The 21276-nt window shown below is 65.8% G+C and carries 23 protein-coding genes; 13 read left to right on the forward strand and 10 right to left on the reverse strand.

From position 1 onward, the window contains the following. Positions 1 to 16 precede the first annotated feature (16 nt). Positions 17 to 394 (forward strand): response regulator, encoded by a 378-nt coding sequence (locus AC0MAZ_RS15605; RefSeq protein ID WP_203646783.1) that lies wholly within the window; start codon positions 17 to 19, stop codon positions 392 to 394. Positions 395 to 435: 41 nt separating this feature from the next. Here AC0MAZ_RS15605 and AC0MAZ_RS15610 read toward each other — a convergent pair whose 3' ends face one another. After that, on the reverse strand, positions 436 to 642 hold the full coding sequence (locus tag AC0MAZ_RS15610) for a tautomerase family protein (RefSeq protein WP_203646781.1): 207 nt from the start codon (positions 640 to 642) through the stop codon (positions 436 to 438). 16 nt (positions 643 to 658) lie between these two features. Continuing rightward, positions 659 to 1393: an SDR family NAD(P)-dependent oxidoreductase gene (locus AC0MAZ_RS15615; protein ID WP_203646780.1), complete on the reverse strand. Its 735-nt coding sequence runs from the start codon at positions 1391 to 1393 to the stop codon at positions 659 to 661. Positions 1394 to 1517: 124 nt separating this feature from the next. Here AC0MAZ_RS15615 and AC0MAZ_RS15620 point away from each other — a divergent pair, with 124 nt between their 5' ends. The 4 genes from AC0MAZ_RS15620 (at position 1518) to AC0MAZ_RS15635 (ending at position 4987) form a co-directional block, all read left to right on the forward strand. Then, on the forward strand, positions 1518 to 2438 hold the full coding sequence (locus tag AC0MAZ_RS15620) for a LysR family transcriptional regulator (RefSeq protein WP_475858431.1): 921 nt from the start codon (positions 1518 to 1520) through the stop codon (positions 2436 to 2438). A 66-nt stretch (positions 2439 to 2504) separates the two neighbouring features. Continuing rightward, positions 2505 to 2774, forward strand: coding sequence for a hypothetical protein (locus tag AC0MAZ_RS15625; protein WP_234561005.1), 270 nt, complete (start codon positions 2505 to 2507; stop codon positions 2772 to 2774). Positions 2775 to 3312: 538 nt separating this feature from the next. Then, positions 3313 to 4011 (forward strand): MOSC domain-containing protein, encoded by a 699-nt coding sequence (locus AC0MAZ_RS15630; RefSeq protein WP_475858432.1) that lies wholly within the window; start codon positions 3313 to 3315, stop codon positions 4009 to 4011. 40 nt (positions 4012 to 4051) lie between these two features. Further along, positions 4052 to 4987: a 5'-nucleotidase gene (locus AC0MAZ_RS15635; RefSeq protein WP_475858433.1), complete on the forward strand. Its 936-nt coding sequence runs from the start codon at positions 4052 to 4054 to the stop codon at positions 4985 to 4987. 40 nt (positions 4988 to 5027) lie between these two features. Here the strand turns inward: AC0MAZ_RS15635 and AC0MAZ_RS15640 are convergent, their stop codons facing one another. Then, entirely contained in the window at positions 5028 to 5345 is a 318-nt protein-coding gene (locus AC0MAZ_RS15640) for a DUF2388 domain-containing protein (RefSeq protein ID WP_232855179.1), read from the reverse strand. Positions 5346 to 5583: 238 nt separating this feature from the next. On the opposite strand from AC0MAZ_RS15640, the gene AC0MAZ_RS15645 reads away from it, so the two are divergent. From AC0MAZ_RS15645 to AC0MAZ_RS15655, 3 genes are all read left to right on the forward strand, one after another. Further along, the gene (locus AC0MAZ_RS15645; RefSeq protein WP_475858435.1) at positions 5584 to 6210 is read left to right on the forward strand and encodes a glutathione S-transferase family protein; all 627 of its coding nucleotides are present in this window, start codon (positions 5584 to 5586) and stop codon (positions 6208 to 6210) included. A 141-nt stretch (positions 6211 to 6351) separates the two neighbouring features. Then, complete coding sequence (locus AC0MAZ_RS15650) at positions 6352 to 7161, forward strand: substrate-binding periplasmic protein (protein ID WP_254464020.1); 810 nt, start codon at positions 6352 to 6354, stop codon at positions 7159 to 7161. Between the two features lie 116 nt (positions 7162 to 7277). Continuing rightward, on the forward strand, positions 7278 to 7958 hold the full coding sequence (locus AC0MAZ_RS15655) for an alpha/beta hydrolase (RefSeq protein ID WP_475858436.1): 681 nt from the start codon (positions 7278 to 7280) through the stop codon (positions 7956 to 7958). 1 nt (position 7959) lies between these two features. Here the strand turns inward: AC0MAZ_RS15655 and AC0MAZ_RS15660 are convergent, their stop codons facing one another. Next, positions 7960 to 8241, reverse strand: a complete 282-nt coding sequence (locus AC0MAZ_RS15660; RefSeq protein WP_232855168.1) for a hypothetical protein — start codon at positions 8239 to 8241, stop codon at positions 7960 to 7962. 364 nt (positions 8242 to 8605) lie between these two features. Here AC0MAZ_RS15660 and AC0MAZ_RS15665 point away from each other — a divergent pair, with 364 nt between their 5' ends. Beyond that, positions 8606 to 10693, forward strand: coding sequence for a putative bifunctional diguanylate cyclase/phosphodiesterase (locus tag AC0MAZ_RS15665; protein WP_475858438.1), 2088 nt, complete (start codon positions 8606 to 8608; stop codon positions 10691 to 10693). On the opposite strand, the gene AC0MAZ_RS15670 is transcribed toward AC0MAZ_RS15665, so the two are convergent. Next, positions 10690 to 10953, reverse strand: coding sequence for a DUF1652 domain-containing protein (locus tag AC0MAZ_RS15670; RefSeq protein ID WP_186714368.1), 264 nt, complete (start codon positions 10951 to 10953; stop codon positions 10690 to 10692). The two genes, AC0MAZ_RS15665 and AC0MAZ_RS15670, sit on opposite strands and share 4 nt — an antisense overlap. Positions 10954 to 11249: 296 nt before the next feature. Here AC0MAZ_RS15670 and AC0MAZ_RS15675 point away from each other — a divergent pair, with 296 nt between their 5' ends. Beyond that, on the forward strand, positions 11250 to 12479 hold the full coding sequence (locus AC0MAZ_RS15675; protein WP_475858440.1) for a pyridoxal phosphate-dependent aminotransferase: 1230 nt from the start codon (positions 11250 to 11252) through the stop codon (positions 12477 to 12479). On the opposite strand, the gene AC0MAZ_RS15680 is transcribed toward AC0MAZ_RS15675, so the two are convergent. Together AC0MAZ_RS15680 and AC0MAZ_RS15685 are read right to left on the reverse strand one after the other, a co-directional pair. Continuing rightward, positions 12405 to 13052 (reverse strand): DUF1345 domain-containing protein, encoded by a 648-nt coding sequence (locus tag AC0MAZ_RS15680; protein ID WP_062574194.1) that lies wholly within the window; start codon positions 13050 to 13052, stop codon positions 12405 to 12407. The two genes, AC0MAZ_RS15675 and AC0MAZ_RS15680, sit on opposite strands and share 75 nt — an antisense overlap. A 112-nt stretch (positions 13053 to 13164) precedes the next feature. Next, positions 13165 to 14346, reverse strand: a complete 1182-nt coding sequence (locus tag AC0MAZ_RS15685) for an NnrS family protein (protein ID WP_475858441.1) — start codon at positions 14344 to 14346, stop codon at positions 13165 to 13167. Between the two features lie 214 nt (positions 14347 to 14560). On the opposite strand from AC0MAZ_RS15685, the gene AC0MAZ_RS15690 reads away from it, so the two are divergent. Next, positions 14561 to 15475, forward strand: a complete 915-nt coding sequence (locus AC0MAZ_RS15690; RefSeq protein WP_234560997.1) for a site-specific integrase — start codon at positions 14561 to 14563, stop codon at positions 15473 to 15475. Between the two features lie 15 nt (positions 15476 to 15490). Here the strand turns inward: AC0MAZ_RS15690 and AC0MAZ_RS15695 are convergent, their stop codons facing one another. The 3 genes from AC0MAZ_RS15695 to gspG form a co-directional block, all read right to left on the reverse strand. Next, on the reverse strand, positions 15491 to 16648 hold the full coding sequence (locus tag AC0MAZ_RS15695) for a GGDEF domain-containing protein (RefSeq protein ID WP_234560996.1): 1158 nt from the start codon (positions 16646 to 16648) through the stop codon (positions 15491 to 15493). A 65-nt stretch (positions 16649 to 16713) separates the two neighbouring features. Beyond that, complete coding sequence (locus tag AC0MAZ_RS15700; RefSeq protein WP_234560995.1) at positions 16714 to 17892, reverse strand: type II secretion system F family protein; 1179 nt, start codon at positions 17890 to 17892, stop codon at positions 16714 to 16716. Between the two features lie 11 nt (positions 17893 to 17903). Beyond that, positions 17904 to 18329, reverse strand: coding sequence for a type II secretion system major pseudopilin GspG (gspG, locus tag AC0MAZ_RS15705; protein ID WP_203646760.1), 426 nt, complete (start codon positions 18327 to 18329; stop codon positions 17904 to 17906). A gap of 185 nt (positions 18330 to 18514) precedes the next feature. Between gspG and AC0MAZ_RS15710 the strand changes: the two genes are divergently transcribed. Further along, positions 18515 to 19114, forward strand: a complete 600-nt coding sequence (locus AC0MAZ_RS15710; protein WP_203646759.1) for a lytic transglycosylase domain-containing protein — start codon at positions 18515 to 18517, stop codon at positions 19112 to 19114. 427 nt (positions 19115 to 19541) lie between these two features. After that, positions 19542 to 20987 carry an ATP-binding protein gene (locus AC0MAZ_RS15715; protein WP_203646758.1) on the forward strand — a complete coding sequence of 482 codons (1446 nt, stop codon included), beginning with the start codon at positions 19542 to 19544 and terminating at the stop codon, positions 20985 to 20987. The last annotated feature ends 289 nt before the right edge of the window (positions 20988 to 21276 follow it).

The raw sequence follows: 21276 nt of genomic DNA on the forward strand, positions 1-21276 counted from the left end.
ATGCGAAGGCGTTGTCATGAGTGAAGATGCACAAGACGTGGTACTGGTGGTCGAGGATGAACCGGCGATCCGCATGATCCTGCGCGATTACCTGGCCGGCGAGGGCTACCACGTGCTGGTGGCCGAGGACGGCGAGGAGGCGTTCGCGATCCTGGCGAGCAAGCCGCACCTGGACCTGATGGTCACCGATTTCCGCCTGCCAGGCGGGATTTCCGGGGTGGAAATCGCCGAGCCTGCGGTGAAGCTGCGCCCGGACCTGAAGGTGATCTTCATCAGTGGCTACCCGGCCGAGATCGTCGAGTCGGGCAGCCCGATCGCGCGCAAGGCGCCGATCCTGGCCAAGCCTTTCGACCTCGACACGCTCCACGAGCAGATCCAGACGCTGTTGCGCTAGGCGCATGCGAACCGGCCAGTTTTCCAGGCCGGTGGTTGCTTTTATCGCCGTTCGCGTGCTCTCAATGAGGTCACCGATTCGCCACCGACGCCCCAGTTGTCGGTGGGCACTTCCTCGATCACCACGAAAGTGCTCGCCGGCGGCTTGTTCAGGACCTTTTCCAGCAGGCGGGTGGTGCCTTCGATCAGTTGACGCTTGTGTTCGGCCGTGACGCCTTCATCGGTCACGCGGATATGGACATAAGGCATGTGCGTCGCTCCAGGTTCAGTGCCAGGTACCGGCGGTGCTGCCACCGTCGACGGGGAGGATGACGCCGCTGACGAAACGGGCATCGGTCAGGTACAGCACGGCGTCCACCACATCCTCTGGCTTGCCGGTGCGACCGCTTGGCGACAGTGCGCCGAGCCCTTCGGTGTGGCCGCTGTGCAGCGGCGTGTCGATGATGCCTGGGGCCACGGCGTTGACCTGCACGCCGCTCGCTGCCAGCTCCAGGGCCAGGCCCTTGACCGCCTGGTTCAGCCCGCCCTTGACCAGCACCGGCAGCAGCGCCGGGACGCGGGTGTCCGGTTGCAGGGCCACCGAGGCGGTGATGGCGACGATATGACCGTGGCCCTGGGCCTTCATGACCCGGGCTGCTGCCTGGGCGGGGTAGAAGAAACCTTTGAGGTTGGTGCCGACCAGCGCATCGACGTCGGCCTCGGTGTAGTCGGTCACGGGCTTTGGAATGAAGATGCCGGCGTTGTTGACCAGGATATCAACCCGGCCAAAGGCTTCCTGGGCGGCGGCGAATAGCCGCTCGGCGGTGGCTTTTTCGGCGATGTCGCCCGCCACGCCGATAAAGGCGGCCGGATTTCCCAGGCGCGCTGCGGCTTCGTCCAGGCGAGCCTGGGTGCGGGCGTTGCCGACCACGTTATCGCCACGCTTGAGGTAGGCCTGGGCCAGGGCGAAGCCCAGGCCGCTGGAGGCGCCGGTGATGATGACGGTTCTTGCGTTGCTCATGGGAAACTCTCCGGTGATGCGAGCCGTTGCTCGGGTGTGGAGCCACTTTAAGTTGCAATCTCGGCTTGAAAAATGAGGCGCAGGGCATTTCAATCGATACATCATGTAATTAATAGAGCCCGCCATGACCCGCCATTTCGATGACCTGCAACTGGGCAGCCTGGAGTTGTTCTGCCTTGCCGCCGATGCCGGCAGCTTTACCGAGGCGGCCACCCTGGCAGGGGTCACCCCCGCGGCGGTGAGCCGCTCGGTGGCGCGCCTGGAGGAGCGTCTGGGCGTGCGCCTGTTCGTGCGCACCACCCGGCAGATGCGCCTGAGCGAGGCCGGCCAGGCCTATTACCAGCACTGTCGGCAGGCGCTGGGGCAGTTGGTCGAGGCCGAGCGGCAAGTCACCGGTGGCCAGCTCGAGCCCGCTGGCCGCCTGCGCATCAGCGCACCTACGCCCTATGCCCATCACCGCCTGTTGCCACTGCTGCCGCGTTTTCGCCAGCGCTATCCAGGGGTGCAGGTGGATGTGCATGTCAGCAATCGCAACGTCGATTTCGCCGAGGAACACTTCGACCTGGCGATCCGTGGCCGCGCGCCCGCCGATTCGCGGTTGGTGGCCCGGCGCCTGGAGGACGCCGAGCTGGTGGTGGTCGCCACCCCCGGCTACCTGGCCCGGACCGGTACGCCACAGACCCTGGAGGACCTGGCCGGGCATGAGTGCATCCAGTTCGAGCTGCCCAGCAGCGGCAGGCGTCCGCCCTGGAGCTTTCGCCGTGACGGGCTGTTGGTCGAGCTCGAGACCCAGGGCGCGCTGACTTGCCTGGGCGATTTCCTCGCCACCACGACCCTGGTGCGCCATGGGGGCGGCCTGATGCAGGCGTACCGCTTTACCGTGCAGGATGCGCTGGACAGTGGCGAACTGGTGGAGGTGCTGGCCGGGCATGGCGGGACGTCGCGGCCGTTCATGCTGGTGTATCCGCAAGCCCGGTACATGCCGTTGAAGGTGCGGGTGTTCATCGACTTCCTGATCGGCGAGGTTGCACGACCGTTGGGCTGAAGCACCGTCGGGCATGCACGGGCGGACTAAGCTCTGTTCTGCGTCGATTTCCCAGGAGAACACGCCATGAAATCCATGACACTGCTAGCGATCACCTGCGTACTGAGTTTCGCCGCCCAAGCCGAGGATGGTCCGGCGACCAATTGCGATGCCAAGATCAATGATCTGGAGTACATCAGCAAGACCGATGGCCAGGCACTGCATGGCGGCATGGCCCATGACTATCACGAGCTGCTCAAGGAGGCCAAGGACGCCCGGGACAAAGGCGACATGGCCAAGTGCCAAGCCTCGGCCGACCGCGCCAAGACCATCTACAACAAGGCGCGGGGCAAGTAACGGTTGGCCAATGCGGACCCTGTGGGAGCGGCTTTAGCCGCGAAGCAAGCGACGCGGTGGATGGCACCGGCTTCGCCGGTGTTCGCGGCTAAAGCCGCTCCCACAGGTACTACGCCAACCTGTGTAGGAGCGGCCTTGCCGGAGCGCCGGGCCGGCCGGAAAAGGCTGCGAAGCAGCCCCCGGGATTTCAGCGTTGTTGCAAAAATCGCCGGGGCCGCTTTGCGGCCCATTCGCGGCACAAGGCCGCTCTCATGGAACAAAACACAATACATTGATTTAGCTGGGGCAGCGTGGGAGCGGGCTTGCCCCGCGATGCGGCGTTTGGCACCGGCTCCGCCGGTGATCGCGGGGCAAGCCCGCTCCCACGCTGGAACCCTGTTCCCTTCGCGACAGCGCAGCCCGGAAGGGCTGTGTGATCTCCTACAGAGATCGCGGCAGCTGAAAAAACTCAGCAAGACAGTTTCTCCCACAGGTAATGCGGTTGGGCCCTCAGGCGCTCTGGTGTAAGCTCTGGCGGATCTTTCAACGAGACCGCCGCATGACCTCGCCCAGCCCGCGCCTCGACAGCCTGCTCACCGGCTGCGCCCGGCCGTTCACCCGCCCGGGTTCGCACAGTGCCATCGACAAGCAGCCTCGCCAAGGGCCTCTGGCAGTGACCTTCCTCGGTATCGTCGGCGACGAACAGGGTGATCTGCGGGTACACGGTGGTGTCGAGAAAGCCATCCACCATTACCCCCGCGATCACTATCCCGACTGGACTGCCGAACTGGGCGAGCATCCCTTGCTGGACCGGCCCGGCGCCTTCGGCGAAAACTTCAGCAGCACCGGCTGGCGCGAGGGCGATGTCTGCCTGGGCGACCGGGTCCGCGTCGGCACGGCGTTACTGGAAATCTCCCAGGGGCGCATGCCGTGCTGGAAGCTCAACGACCGCTTCGACGTGGCGCAGATGGCGTTGCGGGTGCAACAGAGCGGGCGAACCGGTTGGTACTACCGGGTGCTGGAGGAGGGCGTGATCGAGGCCGGCGATGCCCTGCAACTGGTCGAGCGCCCGCACGGCGAATGGTCGGTGGCGCGGCTTTCGGCGGTGCTGTTCGACAAGCGCCTGGAACCCGACCTCTTGCGCGAGTGCCTGGTGCTGCCGCTGGTGCCGAACTGGCGTCGGACCCTGGAGAAGCGCCTGGAGCAACATCAGGTCGAAGACTGGACCTCGCGCCTGCAGGGCCGCAGCGAAGGCTGAGCGGCATCGCGTACAACGTTATCAATACAAGGAAAGCCCCATGGCCTTCGAACTGGATGATCGGCTGGTCATCGGTGTCGCCTCCAGTGCGGTGTTTGACCTCAGTGAATCGGACGCGGTGTTCCGTCGAGAGGGCGAGGCACAGTTCCGCAAATACCAGGAGCAGCACCTGGACGTGCCGTTGGGAAAAGGCATTGCCTATCCCTTCATCAAGCGCCTGCTGGCCCTCAACGACCTGCGCGGCGATCCCGAGGACCCGCTGGTGGAGGTGGTGCTGTTGTCGCAGAACGACCCGGACACCGGCATGCGGGTGATGAAGACCATCGGCCATTACGGCCTGAACATGACCCGGGCGATCTTCACCCAGGGCCGCTCGCCGTACGAGTACATCCCGGCGCTGAACATCGCCCTGTTCCTCTCCGCTGACAAGCAGCACGTCGATGCCGCGATCAAGGCCGGTTATCCGGCAGGGCAGGTGCTGGATTCGAAGTTCGATGACGACGAAAGCGACGACAACCTGCGCATCGCCTTTGACTTCGACGGCGTGCTGGCCGGGGACGAGTCGGAGGCGGTGATGCAGTCAGGCGGGCTGGACAGCTTTCACGCCCATGAGGTGATCAACGTCACCCAGCCGCACAACCCTGGCCCGCTCAAGGAGTTCTTCGTGCGCATCGCCCGCATCCAGGCGGCCGAGGAACAGCACAAGCTGACCCATCCGGGCTACGAGAACCGCCTGCGGGTATCGATTGTCACGGCGCGCAACGCGCCCTCCCATGAACGAGCGCTCAACACCCTGAAAAGCTGGGGGGTGATGGCCAACGATGCGTTCTTCCTCGGCGGCATCGAGAAGCGACGGGTGCTTCAGGTGCTCAAGCCGCACATCTTCTTCGACGACCAGTCGGGGCACTTGAAGAGCACCAGCACCGTGGCGCCGTCGGTGCACATCCCGTTCGGGGTGACCAACCGGGCGCGCTGAGCAGGCAGGGGCCGCATGGGCGGCCCCGGGTTTCTTGCGCTCAGTGATCCGCCAAACCGTCATCCTGCGACAGTAGCGCCCGGGCCAGTTCCTCGTCACTGGCCTGCAGCCCGGGATTGGCCTGGCGTACATGGGCCAGCGCCGACTCCAGGTAAGCCCCGCGAATGGCACCACCACTGGCGACGAAGGCCGACAGTTCGTCACGGGCCGGAATGATCCGTTTGTCGTCCTTGAAGGTCGAGTACAGCGATGCGGAGATCCCCGCCGAGGTGGCGACATCCCCGGCATCGACGCGGGCCAGGGCGAAACCTGCGGGGAGCAGGAGAAGCAGTGCGGGAACGAGCAGTAAATGGCGCATGGCGAGTCCTCCGGAAAGGTGATGCCCAAGGGAGTTACTGCATGATGTTAAGAGCGCAAAGGGTCGCCGGGAGTTCCACTCCCCACAATCGCCATGATGGGCAGTGGAAAAGGACAGGATCAAGGAAAGGCGCAAGCGAATATCGTTGAATGGCAAGCGACAGTAGCGCGCACAGTCGTTGCGGGTCTAGGATCTGTTCGTTTGACAGACGTTCAACAATCAAAGGACGCTGATACCCATGGCCGAATACACGCTCCACTGCTTTGCCGAATCCGGCAACGCCTACAAGGTCGCATTGATGCTGGAACTCACCGGCCAGGACTGGGCGCCGGAGTTCGTCGATTTCTTCCACGGCCAGACCCGTGGCCAGGACTGGCGTGATGCGGTCAATGAACAGGGCGAGGTGCCCGTGCTGGAGCACGCCGGGGAGAAGCTCACCCAGTCGGCGCTGATCCTCGACTACCTGGCCGAGCGCACCGGCCGCTTCGGCCCGCGTGACGATCATGAGAAGCGCGAGATCTGGCGCTGGATGCTGTTCGACAACCACAAGTTCACCAGCTACTACGCGGCCTTGCGTTTCATCTATTGCCTGAAGAGCATGGGCGAGTCGGATGTCACCCGCTTCTTGCGCGAGCGGGCCAAGGCGGCCTACCAGATCGTCGATGCGCACCTGGCAAACACGCCGTTCATGGTGGGTGGGCGGCTGACCATTGCCGACCTGTCCCTGGCGGGATATGTGTACATGCCTGAAGACACGGGGTTGGCGCTGGAGGAGTTCCGCCATATCGAAGCCTGGAAGGCGCTTATCCAGGCGGTTCCAGGCTGGAAGCACCCCTACGACCTGATGCCGCGGGCGGCCGGCTGAGGCAGCCCTGCACGTTCAGCAGCAGGCGTGACGACGTACCGCAGCACGGATCGCGACAGCGCACGTGGCGTTCGGCCATTTCTCGTGCACACTGTGTAAGGCCACGTTGTCAGTGGCGTAATCCATAGTACGAGGAACGCAATGAACGGACGTTGTCTGGGCGTGTCTGTGATGTTGTCGTTCGCCCTGGCGATGGTGCCCAAGATCAGCGTCGCCGCTGACGCCTGCCAGCACCTCACCGCCACCGGCAATCCGGAGTATCCCCCTTACCTCTGGCGGGACCCGCAGGACCCCGAGCGCCTGATCGGCGCCAATGCCGACCTGCTCAAGCAGGTGGCCAAGGAGCTCGGTCTGGTGGTGGACGTGGTGTATGTCGGGCCTTGGTCGAGGGCCCAGGAAGAGGTGAGCAGCGGGCGCGTCGACATGCTTGCCGGGTATTTCCACACCCAGGCGCGGGAACTGCTGGTGGATTTCGTCAATCCGCCATTCCTGTTCAACTCCAGTGTGGTCTGGGTGCGCAAGGGCGAGGGCTTCGCCTACAGCGACTGGTCCGACCTCAAGGGGCGACGTGGCGGAACGCTGGTCAACAACAGCCACGGCCAGGCCTTCGACGACTACGCCCGGGCGCAGCTCAACCTCGAGGCCGTGCCCAGCGTCACCCAGGCTTTCCAGAAGCTGCTGCTCAAACGCAGCGACTATGTGATCTTCGAGCACTATCCCGGGCTGGCCCTGGCTCGCACGCTGGGCAAGGAGCAGGCGCTTGAGGTGCTCGAACCGCCGGTCTCCAGCGAAGGGTTGTACCTGGCGTTGTCGCACAAGTCCGGCTGCAACAAGCCGGCGCTGCGCGAGCAGCTGGCGCGCAAGATGAAGGCACTGGTTGCGGGCCCGTTGCCCGAGCAACTGGTGGCCGAGAACCTGCAACGCTGGCAACGCCAGCAGACCGGCCAATAGGTTTTGCGTCATTTGCGCGAGTGCCGTCCAGTGCCTTTGATCTAAGGCGCGCCAGCCTATGGCCTATGCTGTTGCGGCGAATCACATCCCTGTTTCCCTAGCGAAGGTGTTCATCCATGAGCAAGCCAACGGTCGTATTGGTACACGGTTTCTGGGGCGGTGCCGCCCATTGGGGCAAGGTGATCGTCGAGCTGGCGCGCAAGGGCATCACGCAAGTCCGCGCCGTGGAGCTGCCGCTGACCTCCCTGGCGGACGACGCCGAGCGCACGCGCAAGATGGTGGCGCAGGTCGGCGGACCGGTGCTGCTGGTCGGCCACTCCTATGGCGGGGCGGTGATCACCCAGGCGGGCAACCAGGCCAATGTAACGGGGCTGGTCTACATCGCTGCCTTCGCACCCGATGCGGGTGAAAGCCCGGGCGGATTGACCCAGCAGCATCCACCGCTGGCGGCAGCGAACCTGGCGCCGGACAGCGACGGCTACCTGTGGATCAAACCCGACAAATTCCACGAGAGTTTCTGCCAGGACCTGTCGGCGGATGAGGCGCTGGTCATGGCAGTGACGCAGAAGGCGCCGCTGGCGAGCACCTTTGGCGACACCATCGTTGATCCGGCGTGGAAGCACAAACCGTCGTGGTACCAGATCTCCAGCCAGGATCACATGATCGCGCCGGCCAACCAGCAGATGATGTCGGCGCGGTTGAAGGCGCGCAAGGTCATCACCCTGGATGCCAGCCACGCGTCGCTGGCCTCGCGGGCCACTGAGGTCGCCGCGCTGATCGAAGAGGCGCTGGGCTAGCTCAGCCTTTGCACTTGGCCACGACGACCTGGCAGGTATGCGGCGTGCCGCCCGACCTGCCGGCGTAGCGCACGCAGCTGGCCAGCGACTTCTTGCTGGCCATGGCGAGGGTGGGGCCGAAGGCCAGGCCACCCTCGCCACTGCTGGGCAGGGCCTTGGCATAGCAAGCGGAGCCTTGTGCCGCGTAGCGGGTGGTGGTGTGTTTGCTCGAACAGCCGGCAGTCAGCGACAGTGCGAGGGCAAGCAGGGCGAGCAGCACTGCCTGCCTGGGGCGGGTGGCCATGGCGAGCTCCTGGGGCGGCGTGGTTTCACGGTGTTGGCCTGTTTAGATTAGCTGGAGTCGCTTCGCCTGGCTTGGGTTTCGTCGTGACGCTATCGCGGGGCAAGCCCGCTCCCACGCCATCTTCCAGGTCATTCAGGCATGTTTCACAGCGTGGGAGCGGGCTTGCCCCGCGATGAGGTCCGAGACGACAAGTGGCAATATGCCTTCAATTACTGGGCAATGCGCTCTAGCCCAGTCCCTGCGGCGCCTCCGGTCAATCATTGGATCCACTCAGACCCGCGAAAACCCCGTGCGTTTCGCCAAAGCTTGAGTACAATTATCGGCTTTTCCCGGGCCGTCCGTCGGCCTGTTCCTGGAAGTGCGAATGCTGATCGGTAGTTACTCATCCTCGCTGGTGTTGATTTCGCTGTGCGTGGCCATCCTTGCCTCCTATACGGCCCTGGACCTTACCGGGCGCATCGCCACGGCCAAGGGGCGGGCGGTGTACCTGTGGATGGGTGGCGGGGCGTTCGCCATGGGCATCGGCATCTGGTCGATGCATTTCATCGGCATGCTGGCGTTCAGCCTGCCGATCGAGCTGGGCTATGACACCGCCCTGACGGCCTTGTCGCTGCTGATCGCGGTGGCCTCCTCGGGCTTTGCCCTGTGGCTGGTGAGCCAGCCGAAGCTGCCGTGGCTGCAGCTGGCGTTCGGCGCCTTGATCATGGGCACCGGCATCGCCTGCATGCACTACATGGGCATGGCCGCGCTGCGCATGCAGCCGGGTATCGACTACGACCCGACGCTGTTCGGCGCGTCGCTGGCCATCGCCGTGGGCGCGTCGGCGGCGGCGCTGTGGATTGCCTTCCGCCTGCGCCAGCACACCCCCTATGTGCGCCAGATCCGCGGCGTCGCGGCAGTGGTGATGGGCATCGCCATCGTCGGCATGCATTACACCGGCATGGCCGCGGCCAACTTCCCGGCGGGCAGCTTCTGTGGCGCGTTGGCCACGGGCCTGGCCGGCGACGGCCTGGACTACCTGGTATTGATCACCACCCTGGCGGTGCTGGCGGTGGCCCTGCTGACCTCGGTGCTGGATGCCCGCCTGGAAGCGCGCACGGCGGAGCTGGCACGCTCGCTGACCCTGGCCAACCAGGAGCTGACCCAACTGGCCCTGCACGACACCCTGACCGGGTTGCCCAACCGCACGCTGCTGGCCGACCGTATCGACCAGGCCATGGGCCGGGTGGCGGAGCAGGGCGGCTGCTTCGCCCTGATGTTCATCGACCTGGACGGCTTCAAGCCGGTCAACGACGCCTTCGGCCACCATGTCGGCGACCTGTTGCTCAAGGCCGTGGCGGCGCGCCTGCGCGGCCATCTGCACAGCCAGGACACCCTGGCGCGGATCGGCGGCGACGAGTTCGTGTTGCTGGTGGAGCTGGAAGAGCCGGACGACGCCATGAATGTCGCGGTCAAGCAGGTCAACCTGATGGCCAGGCCGTTCCGCGTGGCCGAGCACGACCTGCAACTGTCGGCAAGCCTGGGCATCGTGTTGTACCCGGGCAACGGCCTGGACCAGCACGAGCTGCTGCGCAACGCCGACGCGGCCATGTACCACGCCAAGAGCGCCGGCAAGAACGGCTACAGCTTCTTCGACGCCTCGATGAACAGCAACGCGCGCCAGCAACTGCAATTGCTGCAGGATCTGCGCACGGCCCTGGAGCACCAGCAGTTCCGCCTGCACTACCAGCCCAAGTTCGACGCCGTGCAGCGCCAGCCCATCGGCGCCGAGGCCCTGCTGCGCTGGGAGCACCCGCTACATGGCCTGATGCTGCCGGACCGCTTCATCGGCCTGGCCGAGAAGACTGGGTTGATCATTCCGATCGGTGAGTGGGTACTGGGCGAAGCCTGTCGGCAGATGCGCCAGTGGCTGGATGAGGGCAACGACGACTGGCGTATCGCGGTCAACCTGTCGGCCATTCAGTTCTGCCATGCCGGACTGGTCGACAACGTGGCCCAGGCGTTGAGTGAAAATGGCCTGCCGGCCAACCGCCTGACCCTGGAAATTACCGAAACCACTGCCATGCGCGATGCCGACGCCAGCCTGCATGTGCTGCAGCGCCTGTCGGACATGGGCGTTGACCTGTCCATCGACGATTTCGGCACCGGCTACTCCAGCCTGATGTACCTCAAGCGCCTGCCGGCCAACGAGCTGAAGATTGACCGCGGCTTCGTGCGCGACCTGGAGCAGGACAGCGACGATGCGGCGATCGTCTCGGCCATCGTCGCACTGGGCCAGGCACTGGGCTTGCGGATTGTTGCCGAAGGCGTGGAGACCGACCGCCAGCAGGACTTCCTGACCCGCCTGGGTTGCGACTCGCTGCAGGGCTACCTGCTCGGCCAGCCGGTGCCGCCCGAGCAGTTCATGAAAGGGTTGCAGGCGTTGAAAGCGCGTCAGGAACAGGCAATTTAGACAGCGCTGCGCATGGGGCCGGCCAGCAGGTCGAAGGTTTCCATCTCGGCCTCCACCGCCTCGATGATCCGCTCGACATCGGCGGCGGGCATGATGGTGGCGCAGGGAATGCCGGCGATCGCCAGAAGGGTTTCGCCAGTGGCCCGGTCGAACAGCCGGGCGACCATGCTGCGCGGGGCATCCATGCTGGCCTCGAAACCCAGCGGATGGAAATGCCAGCGCATCACCTGGCAGGCGTTGGGGAACGTCATCTTGTTCATGCCAGCCTCCTTGTTCGTATCCTGAACGCGGTGATTGCGTAGCGGTAATACTGTGGCCGTCCTGGCCGTCGGGACTCTAACCATAGCACCTGCCATGGCAGTGTTCGCCGGAAAATATGGCAGATGTACTAATGCATGACGGCGGTCACAGTCCTGTCACGATGAACGGTGGGTGCTCGTTGGCTGGGCAAACGTTTTCCCCGTGGGTGGACGGCTGGCAGCGAGGGTTGCTCTGCTATGTTTATCTGCAGCGCTTTTCGGACCAACGGTGCCGGCCGGCAGACAGGGAGACAGTCATGCGTTATTCCACGCTCACCCAACGTATTGCCGGCCATGCAGTCGCCGCCTGGGACATTCACTACCAGGCCCTGGAGCAGCGCCGACAGGGGCGAGAGATTATGCTGCTGTCGGTGGGCGACCCCGATTTCGACACTCCGGCCCCGGTGGTCGAGGCCGCCGTGGCCAGCCTGCGCCGCGGCGACACCCATTACAGCGATGTGCGCGGCAGCCTCGCCCTGCGTGAGGCGGTGGTGCGCCATAGCCAACTGCCCCTCGATCCGGTGCAGGTGGTGGTGACCGCAGGGGCACAGTGCGGTCTGTTTGCGACCTTCCAGTGCCTGTTCGAACCCGGCGACGAGGTGATCGTCGCCGAACCCATGTACGTGACCTATCACGGCGTGTTCGGTGCCTGCGGTGCACGGGCCGTGCAGGTCGCGGTGCGGCCGGAACAGGGGTTTCGCCTGGATCCTGCGGCGGTGGCCAGGGCGATCACCCCGCGCACCCGGGGCCTGCTGCTCAACAGTCCGCACAATCCGACGGGCGCGATGATCGACCAGGCCGACCTGGAGCGCCTGGCGCAGTTATGCCGGGAGCATGATCTGTGGTTGATCTGCGACGATGTCTACCAGTCATTGCTGTACGACGGTGAGGCGCCCAGTCCGTTGAGCCTCCCGGGCATGGCCGAGCGCTGCGTGTCGATCGGCAGCCTGTCCAAGTCCCATGCCATGAGTGGCTGGCGGGTCGGCTGGGTGATCGGGCCGCCGCTGTTCGCCAGGCACCTCGGTACCCTGGTCATGAGCATGCTGTTCGGCCTGCCGGAGTTCGTCATGCATGCTGCCTGCGTGGCCCTGGATCAGGCAGGGGATGACGTGCGGCGGATGCGCGAGATCTACCGGCAGCGGCGTGACCGGGTATGCGCGGTGCTGGAGGGCTGTCCTGGCATTCATGCCCATCGGCCGGCCGGTGGCATGTTCGTGATGCTCGATATCCGCGGCAGCGGGCTCGGCGCCCAGGCGTTCGCCCAGCGCCTGCTGGACGAGGAGGGCGTGGCGTTGCTGCCGGGGGATGGTTTCGGACCGAGTGCCGCGGGGCACCTGCGCCTGGGGCTGGTGCTGGAAGCCGATGTGCTGGAGCAGGTGTGCCGGCGTATCGCTGCCTGCGCGCTGCGGGTGCTAGCCGAGCAGTCCGGCGGCGATGTTGATGGTAAAGCCGAGGATCGCCGTGTTGAACACGAAACCTACCAGTGAGTGGGCCAGCACCACCCGGCGCATGGCTCGGCCGGCGACACCGATGTCCGAGGTCTGCACGGCGACGTTGATGGTGAACGAGAAGTAGTGGAAGTCCCAGTAGTCCGGGTTGCGTTCGCCGTCGGCAAAGCGCAGGGGCGGCTCATGGCGGTCGCCGGTGTAGAACAGCCGGGCGTAGTGCAGGCTGAAGATGCAGCCGATCAGCAGCCATGAGCCGGCCACGGTCAGCCCGGTGTACAGGTAGTGCAGGGCCAGGGCGCCGCCCTCCAGGCCGCGGCTGGACACCAGTTGCAGGGTGACGGCGGCCAGGCTGGCGATGGCCGAGACGCAGACGGTGATCAGCACCAGGCCGGCGTTTTCATCCTCGATCCGGGCGACCTTGCGCACCCGCTCGGCATTGGCCCGCAGGCTCAGCCACAGGACCATGGCCAGGTACAGCCAGACGCCGAGGTTCCAGCCGGCGAGGATATGCTGCACGGTGTCGCCGGCGGGGATCAGCCAGCCACCGAGCAGGCCGGCCAGGGTGGCGATACTGAGACGGGGGTGGGTGCGGGTGAGGTGGTGGAAGGCCATGCGGTCCCTTGGCGGATGGGCGTGGGTTGAACTGTAGACCAGATGCGCCCCTATCGCGGGGCAAGCCCGCTCCCACGCAACTCATTCCATGCGCGCAGCCCATACAGGTCGTTCAGCCCGGCATGCCATCCACTCGCGCTCGCAGCAGGATAGGCAGGTAGTGCCAAAGGAACAGCAGCAGCGCGGCGCTGCCGAACAGCACCGACAACCCCAGCCCCAGCGCCGTGAACGGCACCACCACGACCCGGGCCAGCGCCGCCAGCTGGATCAGCGCGAACGCCCAGCCAATGCTGCGCGGCACCGCCAGCGGCCGCCCGGTATGCCCCAGGCTGACCCGGGCCATCATCGCCACGATCAGTCCGGTCATGGCGCCGACCGTCAGGGCGTGGGCGGCCAGGCTCGGATTGATCGCCAACCCGGCATGCCACAGCGCCAGGCCCAGGCAGGCCGGGATCAGCCAGGCGTAGGCCAGGTGCAGTGACCACAGCAGCGGCACCCGCCACAGGCCACGGTCATGCCACAGCGCCAGGCGCACGCCGTGCAGCACCGCCAGGGCGGCGAACAGCGCGGCCATCAGTGGCTGCGGCGCATCGTTGAAGCCCAGTACGTAGGTGAGCGGCAGCGCCACGCTGCCCAGCAGGCAGGCACGATCCAGCCAGGGCCGGGCCGGCGCCGGGCTCATGTTGCCCAGGCCGCGACGGGTGAAGAAAGGGATCACCCGCCCGCCGATCACGCTCATCATCGCCGCCACCAGCCACAGCCCGGCCAGCACACCGCGGCGTTGCCACACCTCGTTGCCCAGCAGCCCGCCGGCCAGGGTCAGCCACTGGCAGGCGGCGATCAGCAGCACCAGGACCACGATGGGGTAGTTGTTGCGCAGCCGCCGCTGGATGATCGGTCGGGCCAGGGCCAGCGCCACCAGGGGCAGGAAGGCGCCTTCGATGAGGACCAGCAGCCAGGCCGGCAAGGGCAGGAACCAACTGATCCGGCCCAGCAGCCAGAGCAGGAACAGCCCCTGCAGCGGCCGGCCGCTCAGGCCCGGGATGCCGCTCCAGTTCTGTACGGCGGTAAGCAGAAAACCGGCGACAACGGCCACCGCGAAGCCGAACAGCATTTCATGGCGGTGCCAGGCGAGCATGCCGCCGGCCGGGTCGAGCTGGAACGCGCCGGCCAGCACGCCGGCCCACAGCAGCAGGGCGAGCAGGGCGAACAGGCTGCCGCCGAGGAAGAACGGACGAAAACCCAGGGCCCAGAGGGCCTGGCGTGGGCGAGCGGTGATCGGCTGGACGAGCATGGCGGGGACCTTGGTTCGATCGGAGCGGTTGAATGGGGTACCATCACGAACCATGCCAGCGTTCAAAGGCCTTGAATATCAAGGTGATGGCACTGTGTGAAGTCATTATGACTCTTTTTGTTTGTAGTCTTTTTGACCTTGATCAGGGTCGAAACGACTCGCTTTGCGCCGTCTTGCGCCGCCGCGCATTCGGCTTTGCTACAGGATCCCCGCTGTGACCGACCTCCTGCGCAATCCGCTGCTGCAGTACCTTGCCCGCCTGGCCCCGTCCAGCCAGCTGACCATGCGCTACATCCTGCAGGATGCCGCCGACCGCCTGGGCTTCGCCGATGGCGATATCGCCGAGGTGCCCTGGCACCGTCTCGAGCCCGGCCATGTGATCGCCCTGGTCGCGGCGTTACGCGCGGATGGCTACGCGCCCAATACCTCATCGCTGTACGTCAATGCCGTGCGCGGGGTGATGAACGAGGCCTGGCGCCAGGGGCTGATCGACCACGAGCAGTTGCTGATGATCCGCGAGGTCAAGCCAGCCAGCGGCAGCCGCCTGCCGCCGGGGCGCAACCTGCGGCGTAACCTGATTCGTGAACTGATGGATGTCTGCGCCGCCGACCCGCGCCCCCAGGGCGTGCGCGACGCGGCGATCCTGGCGCTGCTCTACGGCACCGGCATGCGCAAGTCGGAATCGGTGGACGTCGACCTGGACCAGGTGGACTTCCAGGAGCGCAGCGTGCAGGTGCTGGCCAAGGGCAACCGCCAGTTGCTCAAGTACGCCCCGGCCTGGGCCTTCGACAAGCTGCAGGCCTGGCTCGACCTGCGCCGCGAGCACCTGCCCGCCGGCGAGCGCGACGACAGCTTCCTGTTCAACCGCATCCGCCGCGGCAGCCATATCACCCGTGCGCGCATCACCAAACACGCGATCTACTACATCGCCCGCCAGCGCGGAGCGCAGGTGGGGGCGAAGATCATGCCCCATGATTTTCGCCGGGCGTTCATCACCCGGGTAATCGAGGAGCACGACCTGTCGATCGCGCAGAAGCTCGCGCACCATGCCAACATCCAGACCACGGCGAGCTATGACCGGCGCGATGACAACGAGCGGCGGCGGGCGGTGGAGCGCTTCGACTACTGAGAGGGATCGAGGGCGTCAGGACACCTCGGCATAGCGCAACACCCGGCCACGCCCCTGTTGCTTGGCCGCATACAGCGCCCGGTCGCCCATCGACAGCAGCCGCGACAGCTCGCCTTGCGCGGCCGGCTGGCTGACGATGCCGATGCTCACGCCCAGCAGCCCCGGCTCCAGCAGCGCCAGCCCGGAAAACCCGGCGCAGATCCGCTGTGCCACCTGTTCGCCCTCGGCTTCGCTGGCGCCACGCAGCAGGCAGGCGAACTCCTCGCCACCGATGCGCGCAAACAGGTCGTCCCGGCGCAGGTGACGAGCGGTTTCCCGGGCGAACGCCAGCAGCACTTCGTCCCCGACGGGGTGGCCGAAGCGGTCGTTGATGCGCTTGAAGTGGTCCAGGTCGCACAGCAGCAGCGCCACCGGTGCCTGGCCTGCCGCGCAGTCATGCAGCAAGCCTGCGCCGCGCTCCATGAACGCCCGGCGGTTGTCGATGCCGGTCAGCGGGTCGCTGTAGGCCGCGGCGCGGAGCATGATCTCGGCGCGTTCGCGGACCATCGCCAGGGTCACATAGGAGATGCCGATGGCGAACAGCATCGACTCGAACAGGATGAAGGCGAAGAAGCCCGGGCTGGCGCCGCCGCTGTTGATGGCGTGGTCGAGGGCGACACCGTCCTCGAGCAGCGTGCGCATCAGGTAGAGCGCTGCATGCAGGGTGGTCAGGATCAACGCCGGGGTATAGGACACCTGCAGGCGCACCCGTGGCCGCAGCAACTCGCCGATGCTCAGGCAGGTGTAACCCAGGGTCAGCAGCGAATACACTTTCACCCGCAGGCCGAGATCGCCGTAAAAACCCGGCCACAGGCTGAACAGCCCCCAGAACACGGCACCGGCCAGCAGCAGCGGCCAGTGCGGCTTGCGCCCGCCGAGCACGCGCATGGCCGTCCAGCCCAGCCCGGTGCCGACCAGCAGGACGATGTTGCCCAGCACCAGGGCCAGGTAGTCCATGTCAATGCCACGCAGGGCATTCAGGCTGACCCCCAGGGCCGAGAGCAGCAGCATCGCGCCCAGGTAGCCCAAGCTCGGATCGCTGGCGCAACGCCGCCAGGCGTGCAGGGTCAGGATGCCCGTAAGGGTCAGGATGAAAACGGCGACCAGGATCAGGGTCGGCAGGCTAAGCGGCACGATACAAGGGCTCAAAGGGCAAACCGGCGATGCTAAGCCATGCGCATGGCCATTTGCTACCTTGCTCAGTGAATGCTCGACGCCAGCTCGAAGATCGGCATGTACATGAGGATCACGATCAGCCCGATCAGCAGGCCGATGAAGGTCATCAGCAAGGGCTCGAACAGTTTGACGAACCACTCGACCCAGCGGCCGATCTCCTGGTCGTGGAAGTCCGCGCAGCGTTCGAGCATTTCGCCCAGGTTGCCCGACTGCTCGCCGGCGCGCAGCAGGCGTAGCGAAACCGGCGTGACCAGTTGCCCGGCCTGCAGCGCATCGGACAACGGCAGGCCTTCGGCGACCCGCCGGCTGGCCTGCTCCAGGCCTTCGGCCGCGCTGCTGCCCAGCAGCCCGCGGGCCATGCCCAGGGCGGTGAGGATGGGAATGCCGCCTTGCAGGAGGATCCCCAGCGAGCGGTAGAAGCGCGCCAGTTCGTACATCATCAGGCGCTGGTGCAGGGCCGGTAGCCGGCGCAGCAGGCGACCGGCGCCACGGCGCAGCGCCGGATGGCGACGCAGGGCGACCAGCGCGCCGATGCCGGCGAGCGTGCCCAGCCCGAGGGGCAGTTGCTGGGCATGCAGGAACAGGCCGATGCGCATCAGCACCCGCGACAGCCAGGGCAGCTCGGTGCCCATGCCCTCGAACACCAGGCTGAAGCGCGGCACCACATAGCCCAGCAGGAACAGCACCACGCCGCCGCCCACCAGCAACAGCAGCAGCGGGTAGACCGAAGCGCCGACCAGCTTCTGGCGCACCAGGTCCAGCCGCTGGCGATAGCCGATGTAGCGGTTCAGGGCGTCGCCCAGGGCGCCGGTGCGCTCGCTCGACTGCACCAGGGCCACGTACAGGGCGGGAAACACCCGTGGCTGCTGGGCCAGGGCCTGGGACAGCGAGCGCCCCTCATACAGCTGGCGCACCAGTTGCTCCAGGGTCTTGCGCGTGGCGCCGCCCGGGGCTTTCTCGGCCAGGCTCTCGAGGGCGTCGATCAGCGGCAGGCCGGCGCCGAGCAGGGTGGCCAGTTCCTGGCTGAACAGCATCAGGTCGAACGCCGCCGGGCGGCGGCGCAGGGCCAGGCCCTGGCGGCGCACGCTGAGCACGCGCAAGCCCTGGTCCTCGGCCTGGCGCCGGGCCTGGTCGCTGTCCTCGGCCTCGACCTGCAATTGCACCACGCCCTGGCTGCCCAGGGCCTTGAGCTGATAGCGCATGGCCGGGCTCCTCACTGCCAGCTGGTGATCTCGGCGTTTTCCCCGTCACCGCCGGGTTGGCCGTCCTTGCCCATCGACAGCAGGTCATACTCGCCGCCGTTCTCGCCGGGCTGCTTGTAGATGTAAGGGCGTCCCCAGGGGTCCTGGGGAACGGCTTTCTGCAGGTACGGCCCCGACCAGCGCGCCTCGCCGCCGGGTGCGACCACCAGAGCCTGCAGGCCCTGTTCGCTGCTGGGGTAGTGGCCGACTTCCAGGCGATAGAGGTCCAGGGCCTTGCCCAGGCCTTCGATCTGCGCTCGCGCCACCTTGGCCTCGGAGCGGCCCAGCTGGCTGAAATACTTGGGCGCGACGATGCCGGCCAGCAGGCCCAGCACCACCAGCACCACCAACAGTTCGAGCAGGGTGAAGCCGCGTTGGTTGTGGATGTTGCGCTGCATGGTGAAACCCTCCAGTGCGTTTGCCCCTGCCATGCAACAGCCGTGCACGTCTGCGTCGGGCCCTTGCGCCGTGCGTGATGGCGGGCGGCACGGCGCTTGCGTCATAGCTGAAAAGCCCGGATCGACGGGGCATATCCCCCACATCGGGGGCCACTCTTGATCTTGTGCGACGGGAGGCGACCGACATGCGTGGACTGATCCTGGGACTGGCGGTGGGGCTGATGGCGTTTGGCGCCCAGGCCGACATCTACATCTCCAGCGATGGCAAAGGCGGCTTCGTGCTGTCCAACGTGCATCGGCCAGGACGGCACTATGAGCGGGTGATCCAGGAGAACGGGGTGGCTGGCGGGCCGGTCAACGCCCAGCTGGTCACCGGGAGGCCCTATGCCGACCTGGTGGCGGCCGCGGCCCTGGCCAACGGTGTGTCGCCGGCGCTGCTGCATGCGCTGATCAAGGCCGAGTCCGGCTACAACCCCAAGGCCCGCTCGGCCAAGGGCGCGGCGGGGCTGATGCAGCTGATGCCGGACACGGCGAAGGAGATGGGCGTGGCGGATGTGCTGGACCCGGCTTCCAACGTTCAGGGTGGGGCGCGCTATCTCAAACGCATGCTCAAGCTGTTCGACAACGACATCACGTTGGCGGTGGCGGCCTACAATGCCGGGCCCGATGCCGTGCTCAGCCGGGGGCGGGTGGTGCCGCCGTTTGCCGAGACGCGGCGGTATGTGCCGGCGGTGTTGCGTGAGTATCGGTTGTTGCGGGGGTTGGCTGAGGATGCGCCGCTTTGATCGGGGTGGGGTTTCTAGGTGTTCGCCGAAAGTTTTGCAGCGCCTACAAGATCGAGCGCCGCCCGCGCGGCGCATCGCGACACAAGGCCGCTCCTACATCTGTTTCGGGCCAGTCAATCCTGTGCCATTACCTGATCCGCCTTGTTGGTACGACGCGGTTTCAGCGTGGGCATCACTGCCGCGCCACCTGTTTCAAGACATGCGCCAAGGCGGGCAACCATGACCTGACAGGTTCGGCACGTTGCAACAAATGTAGGAGCGGCCTTGCGTCGCGATGCGCCGCGCGGGCGGCGCTCGATCTCATAGGCGCTGCAAGGCATTCGGCGGACACCTGGCAGCCCCCACACGATCAATAGTCCCACCGACACCCATGCTTCCCCCAACTCTGGGCTATAACCTCTAGAGGTGCCCAGCCGCGGAGCCCGCCATGGACCTCGCCCCACGTCCCGACACGTTGCCGCCCGCCGACACCGGCCCGGCGCGCAAACCGTTCAACATGTTGCGCTGGTACGCCTGGGTGAGCCTGGCCATCATCCTCTCGGTGGGTGTCGGCCTGGGCCTGATCTCCAGCCGCTTCATCATCGACGAGAGCGTCGAGCGCGACGCCTTGCTCACCGCGCAGTTCATCACCTCCATCGCCGATGCCGAAGTGCGCCATGTGTCGATCCCCAACGTGCGGACCATGGGCGAGCTACTCGATCCGCGCACCGACCACGCCCTTTCGGACGTCGATCCCGAGGCCCGGCGCCGGGCCCGGGGCGAGTTCCTCGACCATATCGCCCACCTGCCGGACATGCTCCTGGCCAACATCTACGCCCCCGACCGCACGGTGATCTGGTCGAGCAACCCGGCGCTGATCGGCAAGCTGATCGAGTCGGACGACGACCTCGACCGGGCGTTCGAGTACAAGATGCGGGTGTCGGCCAGCTACCACGACTTCGAGCAGGCGCGCAGCGAGCAGAAGTTCGTCACCCCGCCCGAGCAGCTGTTCATCGAGAACTACATCCCCCTGTTCGATGCCGACGGCGAACATGTCACGGCCATGGTCGAGATCTACAAGGAGCCCCACGACCTGATCGTGCGCATCGAGCACGGCCTGCTGCTGATCTGGCTGGCCATTGCCGTGGGGGTCGGCCTCGTCTATGTCGGCCTGTACGGCATCATGCGCCGCGCCGCCCGGTTGATGGCGGTGCAGCAGAAGCGGCTGATCGGCAACGAAACCTTCGTCGCCCTGGGCGAAGTGTCGTCGGCTGTGGCGCACAGCCTGCGCAACCCGCTGGCGAGCATCCGCTCCAGCGCCGAACTGGCCCAGGCGTTCGACGAAGGCCCGGCGCAGAAGAACATCAGCGACATCATCAACCAGGTCGATCGCATGTCGCAGTGGGTGCGCGAGCTGCTGCAGTCGCTGCGCCCGCTCGGCGACGAGGCTGTGCCGGTGGATGTGGCCCAGGCCCTGCGCGACAGCCTCCAGGCCCATGGCCAGGCGCTGCAACAGGGTGGTGTACGGTTGGTCCTGGCCGACCTGCCGACGGTCCGGGTGCTGGGCCAGCCGGCCTTGCTCGGGCAGATCTTCAACAGCCTGATCGCCAACGCCCTGGAATCGATGGAGGCGGGCGGAGAGTTGCGCGTGGAGGTGGTGCGCCACGACCGACGCACCCTCAGCCTGCGTCTATCGGATACCGGCAAGGGCATGAGCGAGCAGCAGCAGCGCATGGCCTTCCGGCCATTCTTCACCACCAAGCAGGGTGGCGTGGGGGTAGGGCTGATGCTGGTCAAGCGGATCATGGAGTGCTTTGGTGGTTCGGTGCGGTTGAGCAGTCGCGAGGGGATGGGGACACGGGTGCTGTTGAATTTTCGCGTCGCAGCAGTGTGATGTGTAACGGTAGAAATGTCTCTTAATGAATTGTTTTATAAGCAATTTATTGGATGTGGGTAGCAATTCCCCAAAAGTGGGGGGTTTTTCAACATTTAGCATTAACAAATTTATTTAAGTCTATGATTTATAATAAAAAATAGAATATTGAATGTACTGGCTGAGTTTTTGCTAGACCTGATACAGGCCTGAGGCGGCATCGTCTGTCCGGGCTCAATGGAGTCACTTTGCTACCACCGGTAGCAAGGGCATGCCGATAGCCCTCATCGGCCCCAGGCGGGAGCGACGC

The organism is Pseudomonas sp. A (genome assembly GCF_056270345.1).